We start from the raw sequence: 12,516 nt of genomic DNA on the forward strand, positions 1-12,516 counted from the left end.
GGGGAGACACCATGACCGATCACATCGCCTGGGTAGCGCTCTGCGTCTTCATCTTCTTCTTCGCGCTCGTCACCGTGATGGGTTTCTTCGCGGCGCGCTGGAAATCCGCCCCGGTCAGCGAGCATCTCGACGAATGGGGCCTCGGTGGCCGCCAGTTCGGCACCTGGATCACCTGGTTCCTGGTCGGAGGTGATTTCTACACCGCCTACACCGTGATCGCGGTGCCGGCGCTGGTCTATGCGGTCGGCGCCTATGGTTTCTTCGCGCTGCCCTACACCATCATCGTCTATCCCTTCGTGTTCGCCGTCATGCCGGTGCTGTGGAAGAAGGCGCATGCCAGCGGCTACGTCACCGCCGCGGACGTCGTCCACGGCGCCTATGGCTCGCGTGCGCTCGAGCTCGCGGTGGCGTTGACCGGCCTGGTCGCGACCATGCCCTACATCGCGCTGCAGCTGATCGGCATGGAGGTCGTGATCAAGGCGATGGGGCTATCAGGCGAACTGCCGATCATCGCCGCCTTCGTCATCCTCGCACTTTATACCTATAGCTCCGGCCTGCGGGCGCCGGCGCTGATCGCCTTCGTCAAGGACATCATGATCTACATCGTGGTGCTGGCCGCCGTAGTCGTGGTGCCGGCGAAGCTCGGCGGCTATGGCGCGGTGTTCTCGGCCGCCAACGACGCCTTCACGGCCAAGGGCGGCGCCACTGGGCTGACGCTGAAGCCTTCGCAGTATCTACCCTATGCGACGCTGGCGCTGGGCTCGGCGCTCGCCGCCTTCATGTATCCGCACACGCTGACCGGCATCTTCGCCTCGAAGTCGGCGGATACCATCCGCAAGAATGCGATCCTGCTGCCGGCCTATACGCTGCTGCTCGGCCTGATCGCGCTGCTCGGTTACATGGCCTATGCCGCCAACATCAAGGTGACATCGCCGAACGACGTGGTGCCGATGCTGTTCAAGACGCTGTTTCCGGAATGGTTCGCGGGCTTTGCGTTCTCGGCGATCGCGATCGGCGCGCTGGTGCCGGCGGCGGTGATGAGCATCGGTGCCGCGAACCTCTTCACCCGCAATGTCTGGAAGTCCTATGTCAATCCGGACATCTCGCATGCCGGCGAGGCGTCGGTGGCGAAGATCACATCGCTGGTGGTCAAGGTCGGCGCGCTCGCCTTCATCCTGTTCCTGCCGACGCAATATGCGCTCGACCTGCAACTGCTCGGCGGCCTCTGGATCGTGCAGACCCTGCCGGCGCTGGTGTTCGGGCTGTTCACCGTCTGGTTCCGCGCCGAAGGGCTGCTGCTCGGCTGGGCGGTCGGCATCGGCTGGGGCACGTACACCGCGTGGAGCAACGGGCTGAAGCCGCTCGCCAGCATCACGCTCGGCGATGCCAGCTACAGCTTCTATGTCGGCCTCGGCGCGTTGCTGCTCAACATCGTCGTGGCGGTGCTCGCGACCGTCGTGGTCGGCTTGATATCACCCGCCAAGCGCCGCGCGGCGGCCTGAGCCGTCGCCTTGGTCTGACGGGGCGGAGATAAGTCGCGCGGTGAGCCGCGCGACCTCCGCCCTGGTCTTCTCGATCGCGGCGTCCTTCACCGGCCCATAGCCGCGGATCTCCATCGGCGCCTTTGCCAGCGCGACGAGATCGGGCAGCCGTGCCTTGTCGAGCTTGCCGAGCATGGTCTCGATCAATGCCTCATACCAGGTGATCAACTCGCGCTCGGTGCGGCGCTCGGCGGTGTAGCCGAACACGTCGAACGCCGTGCCGCGCAGTGCCTTCAGGTTTGCCAGCAGCCGCAGCGGCGTCTGGATCCACTGCCCGAATGCGCGCTTCCTCGGCCGTCCCCGTGCATCGCGCCGTGCCGGAAGGAACGGCGGTGCAAGGTGATATTGCACCGTGAAGTCGCCGTCGAATTCTTGGCTGAGCTCGTCGAGGAAGCGCGACTGCATATGCAGCCGCGCCACTTCGTATTCGTCCTTATACGCCATCAGTTTGAACAGCGACCGGGCCACGGCGTCGGTCAAGGTCTCGCTGCCGAGCGCCACTTCGGCGCGCCGTACGCGGTCGATCGTCGCCCGATAGCGCGCGGCATAGGCCGCGTCCTGATACGACCTGAGGAAATCCGCGCGCCGAGCGATCACCTGCTCCAGCGTTTCGGGCACATCGGCCGCAGCACCGTCGGCCTTCGGCAAGAACTCCGGATCGGCGAAGGCGATCCGGCCCCAGGCCAGCGCCTGCCTGTTGCGCTCGACGGCGACGCCGTTGAGTTCGATCGCGCGGGTCAGCGCCTCCAGCGAGACCGGCACCAGGCCCTGCTGCCAAGCAAAGCCGAGCATCATGATGTTGGCAAACACGCTGTCGCCGAGCAGCCGCTCGGCCAGCGCGTTGGCGTCGATCATGGTGAGGTTGCCCGACCCGATCACCCGCTCGATCGCGCGCAAGCGAACCGGCGAGGCGAGATCAGCGTCGCGGAAGCGGACGACGTCGCCGGTCGGCATCTCCGCGGTGTTGAGCGCAGCGCGCGTGCCTTTCCAGTAGGTTCCGGACGCCTTCGGCGATGAGCTGACGACGAGGTCGCAGCCGATCAGCGCGTCGGCCGCGCCCTGGTCGATCCGCACCTGATGCAGCGCGTCGGGCGTAGCCGCCAGCCGCAGATAGCTCAGCACGGGACCGAATTTCTGCGCGAAGCCGGTGAAGTCCAGTACCGAGACGCCGCGGCGTTCGAGATGCGCAGCCATGCCGATCAGCGCGCCAACCGTGATCACGCCGGTGCCGCCGACGCCGGTCACCAGCAGATCGTAGGGGCGCTCGAGTCCCGCGAGCTCCGGCACCGGCAGCGCAGCTGCGCGTGTCAGCGGATCGATCGCGCTCGCGCTCTTCGCCCGCCGCTTGCCGCCCTCGACGGTCACAAAGCTCGGGCAGAAGCCGTTGAGGCAGGAAAAATCCTTGTTGCAGGCCGACAGGTTGATCTGACGCTTGCGGCCGAACGGCGTCTCCTTCGGCTCGACGCTGAGGCAGTTGGATTCGACCGAGCAGTCGCCGCAGCCTTCGCAGACGAGGTCGTTGATGTAGGCGAAGCGTTTAGGATCGGCCATCTGCCCGCGTTTGCGGCGGCGTCGCTTCTCGGTGGCGCAGGTCTGCTGATAGACCAGGACGGACACGCCGGAGACGTCGCGCAGCTCGCGCTGCACGGCATCCATCTCCTCGCGCCCATGGATGGTGACACCGGTCGGCAGGCCGGCAGGCGAGAACTGTGCGGGATCATCCGACACCAGCGCGATACGCGCCACGCCCTCGGCGCGGACGCTGTGGGCGATGGCCTGCACGCTGACCGGGCCGTCGACCGGCTGGCCGCCAGTCATGGCGACGGCATCGTTGAACAGGATCTTGTAGGTGATGTTGGCCCTGGCTGCGATCGCCTGCCGGATCGCCATCGAGCCGGAGTGATAATAGGTGCCTTCACCGAGATTCTGGAACACGTGCTTGTTGCCGGTGAATCTCGACGATGCCGCCCAGTTCACGCCCTCGCCGCCCATCTGGATCAGCGAGGAGGTCTCGCGGTCCATCCAGCTCGCCATGAAATGGCAGCCGATGCCGGCGAGGGCCTTGGATCCCTCCGGCACTTTCGTCGACGTGTTGTGCGGGCATCCCGAGCAGAAATACGGCGTTCGCGTTGCGCCCGGCACCGCGATCATGCGGTCGCTCTCGGGCACCAGTGCGGCGACGCGGCGGGCGAGCTGCAGCTCCGGAAACATCGGGTCGAGCCGGCGCGCGAGCACAGAAGCGAGCGCCCGCGGCGACAATTCGCCGATCCAGGAGATCAGCCTTGCCCCTCGCTCGTCGTGCTTGCCGACCATGCGTTCGGGCTTGCTACCGGGATAGTCGTAGAAATATTCCTTGAATTGGCTCTCGATGATGCCGCGCTTCTCCTCGACCACGAGGATCTCGCGCTTGCCCTTCACGAAGTCCATCGCATCATGCAGCGCCAGCGGCCAGACCATGCCGACCTTGTAGACGTCGATGCCGATGCTGCGGCAGGCCGCTTCGTCGAGGCCTATCAGCCGCAACGCCTCCATCAGATCGAGATGCGCCTTGCCCGTGGTGACGATGCCGTAGGTGGCGTTCGGAATGTCGTAGATGTGGCGGTCGATCGGGTTGGCCTTGGCGAAGGCGTAGACCGCGTGCTTCTTCGCCTCCAGCCGTTCCTCGATCTGCGGGCCCGGGAGGTCGGGCCAACGATAGTGCAGGCCGCCGGGAGGCGGCACGAAATCCGGCTGCACGAAACGGCGTGGCGGCCGCAGTTCGACGGAGGCGCCTGATTCCACGATCTCCGAGATCGCCTTGAAGCCGACCCACATGCCGGAGAAACGGCTCAGCGCATAGCCATATTCGCCGAACGCCAGATATTCGCCGACGCTTGCCGGATGCAGCGTCGGCATGAACCAGCTCATGAAGGCGACGTCGGACTGGTGCGGCATCGAAGAGGAGACGCAGCCATGGTCGTCGCCGGCGACCACCAGCACGCCGCCATGCGGCGAGGAGCCATAGGCGTTGCCATGCTTGAGCGCATCGCCGGATCGATCGACGCCGGGGCCCTTGCCGTACCAGAGCCCGAACACGCCATCGACTTCGCGGTCGGCTTGCGTTTCGACCTGCTGCGAGCCCAGCACCGCTGTCGCCGCGAGGTCCTCATTCACCGCGGGCAGGAATTCGATGCGGCTGTCCTTGAGCTGCTCGCCGATCTGCCACAGTTCGAGGTCAACGCCGCCGAGCGGAGAGCCGCGATAGCCGGAGATGAAGCCCGCGGTGTTGAGGCCGGCGGCGCGGTCGCGCCGCGCCTGATCGAGTGCGATGCGGACGATGGCCTGCGTGCCTGTGAGGAAGACGCGGCCCTGTTCGCGGCTGTAGCGCTCGGACAGCTGATAGGCGTCGAGCAGCGGCATCTGGCCCATGACTGACCCCTCCGGGTTTCGCGATGTTTGATCCGACTAGGCTATGCCTGTGGGCTTGGTAGGTCTTACCTATCCATTCATTCGTCGAGGGGAAATCGGCAAGATGTTGCGAAAAGTGGGATAGTATGGTAGAGTTTACCAAGTCGGAGAGGCTCGCAATGGTCGAAGGGCAGGACGAGAAAATCCTCGCCGAGTTGCAGAAGGACGGCCGCGCCACCAACCAGCAGCTTGCGGAAACCGTCGGGATGTCGACCTCGGCGTGCTGGCGCCGGGTCCGTGCGCTGGAAGAGTCCGGCGTCATCTCGCGGCTATGCGGCGCTGGTCGCGCGAGAGCAGGCGGGCTTTGCGATGTCGGCCATCCTCCACGTCTCACTGGAGCGGCATGACGCGAAGTTCGTCGACGAGTTCGTGGCCAGGGTCACGACGCGCCGCGAGGTGCTGGAGTGCTTTGCGACCACGGGCGACGCCGACTATCATCTGCGCGTCGTCGTGCAGGACATGGCCGCCTACAATCGCTTCCTCGACGAGTTCATGTTCCGCATCCCCGGCATCCGCTACGTCCGCAGCAATGTTGTGCTGAAGGAGATCAAGACGGGTGTGGCGTTGCCGTTCTGAAGTGTGCCGCGACGGCCGCGCCATACATGCGCTGTCGTCCCGGGGTAGGCCGGGACCCATAACCACGAATACGCATTGTTGCGCGGGACTGGAACGACGGGTCCCGTCCACCACATCGGCTGCGGAGTGTGGGTCCCGGCCTTCGCCGGGACGACGATGTTTGATGCGGCATCTACGCCTCCGCCGATTTGGTGCGCGTCAGCAGCATGAACACCATGACATGGCTGACCAGCAGCAGCGGCACGTAGAGCGCCGGAATGTAGATGCCCGCGCCGAACAGGCCGGGATCGCCGATCTTCACGCCCATGTAATAGGCGTTGAGCAGATCCAGCGTGCCCCAGATGTTGAACAGCCAGACGATCGGAATCGCGATCGCCCACCGCCAGGACAGCGCCGCCATCGCGAGCAGAGCGAGAACGGCGGCGACGAGATCGCCCCATCCGACCTCGCTTGCGAAATCCGCGCTCAAGTGCGGCGACACGAACCCGGCCACCATGAAGTTCATGCCCAGGAACCGGAACGCATGGAACGCTGCGAGTAGTCGGAGCGCGCTGTCACGTGGCATCGCGCGGACTGCCGGCCAGACATAGGTGACGGCCACGACAGCACTTGTCAGAAACGCGCCGGCGACGCTGAGGACGAATGGAAGATTGAAGCCCGGGGGCATCGGCGGATTTCCTTGTTGTCGATCGGTTCGGTTGGCTTGCGTTCAGGACCTTGACGCTCAGGGCTTGGCGACGAGCAGGCGGAGCGGCAGCAGCGGGCCGACCCCGATGTACTCGTGATCCATCAGATCGAGCTTGGACAATGGCAGGCCTTCCATGATCGCGTGCGCCTCGGATGGATCCTTGGCATCGAACAGGAAGACCACGCCGCGCCCGTCGGAGCGCGAATACCATTCGCGAATCTTGCCGTTGAGATAGAGCTGCACGGTCTGCCGGATTTCGTCCGGCATCACGGCCATCACCTGATCGCGGGTGACGCCAGCTTTCGCGGTGAGGATGACCATCACGCCGGTGGTGACGGTGGAGGTGGCTTGTGCTTGCGCAGGGGATGGTGCAGTCATGGAAGTGGTGCCTGTCAAAGTGAGGGTGAGAGCCAGGATTGTGTGACGGATTGTTCGCATCGGTCGCAGGTCTTCGCTCGCGACGGGTGTCGTGATGTTGCGTGGAGCAGCGCGCGTCGCGTTGCCGCTGCTTGTGGCTCCGATGTAGGGTGGCTTTCCGCGAGCGACTATTCGCGATAATGTTCACAGGCCATGAAGCAGAACTTCACAGTCCGGCAAGGCGCGCTCGACGGCGTCGAGGCATTCCTGGCCGTCGCGCAGCACCGCAGTTTTCGCCGCGCGGCGGCCGAGCTCAGCGTCACGCCGTCGGCGATCAGCCAGGCGGTGCGCGCCCTCGAGGCGCGCCTCGGCGCCGTGTTGTTCATCCGCACCACCCGCAGCGTCGGGCTGACCGACGCCGGCGAACGGTTTCTGGCGCGCGCAAGACCGGCATTCGAGGAACTGGTCGCGGCGAGTGGGGCGGCGCGCGAACTCGGGCAGAAGCCCGCCGGGCTGTTGCGCCTCACGGTGCCGCGCTCGGTGGTGCCGATCCTGCTGGAGCCGCTGATCGCCTCGTTCTGCAAGGCCTATCCCGAGATCGAGGTCGAGCTCGCCGCCAGCGAGGAATTGGTCGACCTCGCCGCCGGCGGCTTCGATGCCGGCATCCGGATGGGCCAGTTCATCAACCCGGACATGGTCGCGGTGCGACTGACCAAGCCGTTCCCGTTCGCCATCGTCGGCAGCCCGGACTATCTCGCACGCCGCGGCCGGCCCAAGCGTCCGGACGATCTGCGCGCGCACGCGTGCCTGCGGCTCCGGCGATCGAACGGCGGGCTCGCGCCATGGTCGCTGAACGACAACGGCCGTTCGATCGAGCTTGCCGTGTCGGGATCCTTCATCGGCCATGATTTCCCGACGCTGGTCGGCGCCGCCATCGAAGGCGTGGGTCTCGCGCAAGTCCCCGCACCGCTGATATCAGGCGCTGTGAAGGAGAAGAAGCTCGTCCGCGTGCTGGAGCCATTCGCGCCGACCACGCCGGGCGTGTTTCTCTACTATCCCGGTCACCGCCAGATCATGCCGAAGCTGCGCGCCTTCATCGATCATGTGAAGCGCCGGCCGGGAGCCGCGCGATGAGCCAAATGTAGGATGGGTGGAACGAAGCGTGACGACACCGCGCTGTTTGAAATCTTGAATCGAGAACCATCCCCATCGTCATCCCGGCGAAGGCCGGGACCCATAACCACGAATGTGAATTATTGCGCGACGCCATGGCCGCAGCTTTCTTCAACAACACAACCCTGTGGTTATGGGTCCCCTGAGTTCGCAAACGAAGTGCAACACTTCCTTGAGGAGGTGTTGCCATGGGGCGGACTTACAAGCAGCTCTCTCTGGACGACCGATGCGAGATTGCCTGCCTATCGGCCAATGGCAGCTCGGTCCGGCAAATCGCGGCAGCTCTGGATCGCTCGCCATCAACGGTCTCTCGGGAACTGAGGCGCAATCGGGGGAGCCAGGTCGGCTACAAGCCAAACTATGCCCAGCACCAGATGCGAGCGCGGCGCTGGACGGGCGGACGCCTCGAACGGGAGCCCGGCCTGCGCCGCGCGGTGTTGGAACGCCTTCGCCGGGGCTGGTCGCCCGAGCAGGTCGCCGGCCGGCTGGCCCGCGAGTCCGGGCGCAAGGTGATCTCGCACGAGACCATCTACCGCTTCATCTATGCCCAACTCAGGCGCACCACGGATTTCAACTGGCGGCGCTATCTGCCGCGCGCCAAGAGCAAGCGCGGCCGCCGCGGCAAGAGGGGCGGCAGCCCCGCAAGCTTCATCGAAGGCCGTGTTTCCTTGGCAAATCGGCCGATCGAAGTGGCCGACCGCAGCGTGCCCGGACACTGGGAGGCCGACCTGATGATGTTCTCGAAATACGGTCAGGCCGTGCTGACCGTGCACGAGCGCACCTCGCGTCTGCTGCTCGGCATCCGCCTTGCCAGCAAGGTCGCGCGCGGTGTCGCCCGCCATCTCGTGGGCTTCTTCGCGACCCTGCCACAGGAGCTGCGCCAGACCGTGACCTTCGACAACGGCACCGAGTTCGCCGGTCACCTGGCGCTGCACCGCCTCTCGATCGAGACCTTCTTCTGCGATCCCCACGCCCCCTGGCAGAAGGGCGGCATCGAGAACGCTATCGGCAGGATGCGCCGCTTTATTCCCCGCAAGACCGATCTCGTAACCCTCTCGACCGCCAGATTCCGCCAGTTCATCGCCGCCTACAACAACACCCCGCGCAAATGCCTTGACTACCGCACGCCTGCCGAGGCCTTTGCTCAAGTGTTGCACTTCGAATGTGAATCTACCTCCTGGCTTTCGCCAGGACGACACCGAGGACGAGGCACGCGCGCCGACAACAGCGGGGAGGTCGAGCCACTCGGCCTCACACCTTCTCCCTCACGAACCTGTTTCGCAACGTGCCGATGCCGGTGATGTCGATCTCGACCACGTCGCCGTCCTTCAGGTCCGGCGAGGCGCCGTCGGTGCCCATCCAGATCACGTCGCCGGGCCATAGCGTGAAATACCTGGTCAGTTCGACCAGGAAGGGCACCACGCCGAAGATCATGTCGGCGGTCGCGAAGCGGTTGGTCTCCTTGCCGTTGACGCGGACCGCGGTCTCCATGCTGTCGAGGTCGACATCGGTCTCGATCCACGGCCCCATCGGCTTGAACGTGTCGGCGTTCTTGGAGCGCCACAGGCTGCGATCCGCCTTCTGCCAGCTGCGCTCGCTGACGTCGTTGCCGATGGTGTAGCCGAACACGCAATCCATCGCGTTCTGCTCGGTGAGATGCTTCACCTTCCTGCCGATGACGACGACGAGTTCGCCCTCATAATGGATCTTGTCCGTCGCGAAGGAGGGGATCACGACCTCCTCGTCATGCGCGATCAGCGCGTTCTGCGCGCGATAGCCGATCTCGGGCCTGTCCGGGACGGCCGGCACTTCGCCGCGCTTGTCGGCGGCTTCCTTGAGGTGCTTCAGATAGTTCAAGCCGACGCAATAAAAGGTGCGCGGGATCAGCGGCAATTCGATCTTGACGTCCTTCAACGCATGCGTCTTCGACGTCTTGCTCCATTCACCGAACGGATCGCCGTTGACGGTGGTGACGGTGTCGCCCTCGACGAGGCCCCAGGACGTCGTGCCCGCGGCGGTGAATTTCAGCCAGCGCATGATGATGTCCCTCTATTCCGCGGCCTGCGCGCGGGTCTTCCAGGCGCCCGCGGCCGGGCGCTTGAGCCCAAGATTCTCGCGCAGCGTCGAGCCGGCGTAATCCGTGTGGAACAGCCCGCGCTTCTGCAGCTCGGGCACCACGTGCTTGACGAAATCGGCGTAGGAGCCGGGCACGCAGGTTGCGGCGATGACGAAGCCATCGCAACCGCGCTCCACGAACATTTCCTCCAGCTTGTCCGCGATCTCCTTGGGACCGCCGACCATCGCGTCCTGCACTTGCCCGCGGCCGGAGAAGGTGACGAAGTCGCGCGTCGAGGGATTGCTCTTGCCGGAGGTGCGCAGCACGCCGTCGCGGATGCCGAGCATGCCTTGCATGCCCTGCAGCTCCTCGGTGGTCAGCGGCTCGTCGATCGGTTTGGCGCCGAAATCGAAGTTGAGGCCTTCGGCGAGCAGCGACAGCGCATCGATCTCGAGCGGCAGCTTCTGGATCACCGCCATCCGGTCCTCGGCCTCGGCCTTGGTCGCGCCGGTGACCGGGGTGATCAGATTGCAGAGGAACATCTGGTCGGGATCGCGTCCCGCCTTGGCGGCTTCGCCCCGGATCGCATCATAGCCCTGCTTGGCATTGGCGAGATTGCGCGCGGCGGTGAAGATCACCTCGCCCCAGCGCCCTGCGAAGCGCTGGCCACGGCCCGAAGCGCCGGCCTGGATGATCACGGGATGGCCCTGTTGCGAACGCGGAACGGTGAACGGCCCGCGCGACCTGAAGGCCGGTCCCTTGTGGTCGAGCCGCTTCACCCTGGTCGGATCGGCGAAGCGACCGCTTTGCTTGTCCATGATCAGCGCGCCGTCTTCCCAGGTGTCCCAATGGCCGAGCACGACCTCCATGAACTCATCGGCACGGTCGTAGCGATGATCGTGCTCGAGGTGCTGCTCGCGGCCCATGTTGAGCGCTTCGCCGTCATTGACCGACGTCACCACGTTCCAGGCGGCGCGGCCACCGGACATCAGGTCGAGCGTTGCGAAGCGGCGCGCGACATCGAAGGGCTCGTAGTAGGTGGTCGAGCAGGTCGCGCCAAGGCCGAGCTTCTCGGTGACCATGCCCATCGTGGTCAGCACGATCAGCGGATCCATCTTCACGCAGCGGATGCCGTATTCGACGGTGTGGGCGTGGTCGTTGCCGTAGCGGTCCGGCATCGCCAGGCGGTCGTCGAAGAAGGCCATGTGGAACTTGCCGGCCTCCAGGATCCTGGCGATCTCCTGATAATAGTCCGCCGACATCGAATCGTTGCGCGAGTCAGGATGCCGCCAGGAGCTCGGCAGGTTCGTGCAGTTCTGCGCCTGCAAAAAGCCAACCAGCGCCATTTGCCGTGTCATGTCGTTCTCCTGTGTCCGGAACTATCAGCGAAGGTCGAGCTCATCGGTGAGCTTGTAATCGGCGGCGAGTGCCTTGAGCTTGTCCCAGGTCGCATCCTCGATCTCGATGCCGTCCTTGCGCCGCTGCTGCTCGCGCAGATATTCGATCTCGCCGGGATAGAACACGCCGCGGCTCCCTTCCGAGGGCGGCGTCGATTTCAAATAGCGGGCGAAGTCGGCGACTTCCTTCCTGAAGTCCTTGAGCGGACGGAATGCGGCGACGTTGAACACCGCCATGAAGCAGCCGTCGTTGTGCCGGCCGGTCGGCTCGACGCCGAAGCCGAGCCCGGTCAGGAGGCCGCACAGCACCTCGACCATCGCGGCAAGGCCCGAGCCCTTGTAGCCTTCGCTGCCGCCGAGCGGCAGCAGCGCGCCGCCCTTGCGGTAGTCCTTCGGGTCCGTGGTGTCGCGCCCCTCGGCATCGATGATCCAGCCCTTCGGGATGCTCTCGCCGCGCGCCACCGCGAGCTGGATCTTGCCGGCGGCGACCGCCGAGGTCGCCATATCCAGGTAGAACGGCGCCTCGAGATCGGAGGGCACCGCGATCGAAAGTGGGTTGGTGCCGAGCCGGGCCTCGCGGCCGCCGAACGGCGCCACGTGTTTCGGCGAGCGGCCGGAATCGGCGGCCGCAATCCCGATCATGCCTTCGCGCATCGCCATCATCGGGTAATGCGCGAGCCGTCCGACATGACTCTGCCGGAACACGGTGCAGGCCGCGACATTGGCAGTCCTCGCCTTGTTGATGGTCATCTCCATCGCCTTGGCGTTGACGTGGAAGCCGAAGCCCCAATGACCGTCGATCACGGTCGTGGTCGGCGTCTCCTGCACGATGGTCCATTGCGCGCCGGGCACGATGTGGCCGGCCTTGATGCGGTCGATATAGGTCGGGATTGCGATCACGCCGTGGGAGTCGTGGCCGGCGAGGTTGGCGTTGACGCAGCCGGAGGCGACTGCGTTCGCCTCCTCCTCAGATGCGCCGGCGCCCCGCAGGAGCGCCGCGCCGATGCGCGTGAGACGGTCGGCCTGGACGATCGGCATGGGATTTTCCTCGCGGTCTGCCCGCGTGATGCGCGGGTCGTGCTTGCTGTAGTCGACGTCATGCTCTCAAAGCGCCGAGGGGCGAGCAAGGGCAGAAAATCCGGTCGGCCATACCGCCAGCAGGGTGCTCGCCGCCGCGATTTCACGGAGTGGAACGGGCGCGGTCGCGTTACGGAATTTGGCTGCTCCGGCGGCGCGAGCGGGACGTCCATCCGCGCCTCGCCGTCCTCCGCCTCAGGCTGG

General features: G+C 65.4%; 9 protein-coding genes and 1 pseudogene. 4 read left to right on the forward strand and 6 right to left on the reverse strand.

What is annotated here, in order from left to right:
- Nucleotides 1-11 precede the first annotated feature (11 nt).
- Nucleotides 12-1,502, forward strand: a complete 1,491-nt coding sequence (gene mctP, locus RX327_RS06735) for a monocarboxylate uptake permease MctP (RefSeq protein ID WP_317249824.1) — start codon at nucleotides 12-14, stop codon at nucleotides 1,500-1,502.
- Here mctP and RX327_RS06740 read toward each other — a convergent pair.
- A complete protein-coding gene (locus tag RX327_RS06740; protein WP_317249825.1) occupies nucleotides 1,473-4,949 on the reverse strand; it encodes an indolepyruvate ferredoxin oxidoreductase family protein in 3,477 nt (1,158 codons plus the stop codon). The two genes, mctP and RX327_RS06740, sit on opposite strands and share 30 nt — an antisense overlap.
- A 158-nt stretch (nucleotides 4,950-5,107) precedes the next feature.
- Between RX327_RS06740 and RX327_RS06745 the strand changes: the two are divergent.
- Nucleotides 5,108-5,564 (forward strand): annotated as a pseudogene (locus tag RX327_RS06745) (Lrp/AsnC family transcriptional regulator).
- Nucleotides 5,565-5,736: 172 nt separating this feature from the next.
- Here the strand turns inward: RX327_RS06745 and RX327_RS06750 are convergent.
- Entirely contained in the window at nucleotides 5,737-6,231 is a 495-nt protein-coding gene (locus RX327_RS06750; protein ID WP_028332981.1) for a hypothetical protein, read from the reverse strand.
- A gap of 57 nt (nucleotides 6,232-6,288) precedes the next feature.
- A complete protein-coding gene (locus RX327_RS06755; protein WP_244482161.1) occupies nucleotides 6,289-6,630 on the reverse strand; it encodes a muconolactone Delta-isomerase family protein in 342 nt (113 codons plus the stop codon).
- A 192-nt stretch (nucleotides 6,631-6,822) separates the two neighbouring features.
- Between RX327_RS06755 and RX327_RS06760 the strand changes: the two genes are divergently transcribed.
- Both RX327_RS06760 and RX327_RS06765 read left to right on the forward strand, forming a co-directional pair.
- On the forward strand, nucleotides 6,823-7,743 hold the full coding sequence (locus RX327_RS06760; protein WP_028332983.1) for a LysR family transcriptional regulator: 921 nt from the start codon (nucleotides 6,823-6,825) through the stop codon (nucleotides 7,741-7,743).
- 227 nt (nucleotides 7,744-7,970) lie between these two features.
- Nucleotides 7,971-9,083: an IS30 family transposase gene (locus RX327_RS06765; RefSeq protein WP_317249826.1), complete on the forward strand. Its 1,113-nt coding sequence runs from the start codon at nucleotides 7,971-7,973 to the stop codon at nucleotides 9,081-9,083.
- On the opposite strand, the gene RX327_RS06770 is transcribed toward RX327_RS06765, so the two are convergent.
- From RX327_RS06770 to RX327_RS06780, 3 genes are read right to left on the reverse strand one after another with little or no spacing between them, the layout of a single operon-like run.
- Nucleotides 9,034-9,819, reverse strand: a complete 786-nt coding sequence (locus RX327_RS06770) for a fumarylacetoacetate hydrolase family protein (RefSeq protein ID WP_317249827.1) — start codon at nucleotides 9,817-9,819, stop codon at nucleotides 9,034-9,036. The genes RX327_RS06765 and RX327_RS06770 overlap by 50 nt on opposite strands.
- Before the next feature lie 12 nt (nucleotides 9,820-9,831).
- Complete coding sequence (locus RX327_RS06775) at nucleotides 9,832-11,196, reverse strand: LLM class flavin-dependent oxidoreductase (protein ID WP_317249828.1); 1,365 nt, start codon at nucleotides 11,194-11,196, stop codon at nucleotides 9,832-9,834.
- A 24-nt stretch (nucleotides 11,197-11,220) separates the two neighbouring features.
- A complete protein-coding gene (locus RX327_RS06780; protein WP_317249829.1) occupies nucleotides 11,221-12,273 on the reverse strand; it encodes an Ldh family oxidoreductase in 1,053 nt (350 codons plus the stop codon).
- Between the last annotated feature and the right edge of the window lie 243 nt (nucleotides 12,274-12,516).

The organism is Bradyrhizobium sp. BEA-2-5 (genome assembly GCF_032918025.1).
GTDB lineage: Bacteria > Pseudomonadota > Alphaproteobacteria > Rhizobiales > Xanthobacteraceae > Bradyrhizobium > Bradyrhizobium pachyrhizi.

Excerpts from the sequence above, each read along its gene's own strand:
- RX327_RS06755 (WP_244482161.1), bottom strand. The coding sequence starts at position 6,630 with ATGACTGCACCATCCCCTGCGCAAGCACAAGCCACCTCCACCGTCACC.
- RX327_RS06775 (WP_317249828.1), bottom strand. The coding sequence starts at position 11,196 with ATGACACGGCAAATGGCGCTGGTTGGCTTTTTGCAGGCGCAGAACTGC.
- RX327_RS06750 (WP_028332981.1), bottom strand. The coding sequence starts at position 6,231 with ATGCCCCCGGGCTTCAATCTTCCATTCGTCCTCAGCGTCGCCGGCGCG.
- RX327_RS06765 (WP_317249826.1), top strand. The coding sequence starts at position 7,971 with ATGGGGCGGACTTACAAGCAGCTCTCTCTGGACGACCGATGCGAGATT.
- RX327_RS06760 (WP_028332983.1), top strand. The coding sequence starts at position 6,823 with ATGAAGCAGAACTTCACAGTCCGGCAAGGCGCGCTCGACGGCGTCGAG.
- RX327_RS06770 (WP_317249827.1), bottom strand. The coding sequence starts at position 9,819 with ATGCGCTGGCTGAAATTCACCGCCGCGGGCACGACGTCCTGGGGCCTC.
- mctP (WP_317249824.1), top strand. The coding sequence starts at position 12 with ATGACCGATCACATCGCCTGGGTAGCGCTCTGCGTCTTCATCTTCTTC.
- RX327_RS06780 (WP_317249829.1), bottom strand. The coding sequence starts at position 12,273 with ATGCCGATCGTCCAGGCCGACCGTCTCACGCGCATCGGCGCGGCGCTC.
- RX327_RS06740 (WP_317249825.1), bottom strand. The coding sequence starts at position 4,949 with ATGGGCCAGATGCCGCTGCTCGACGCCTATCAGCTGTCCGAGCGCTAC.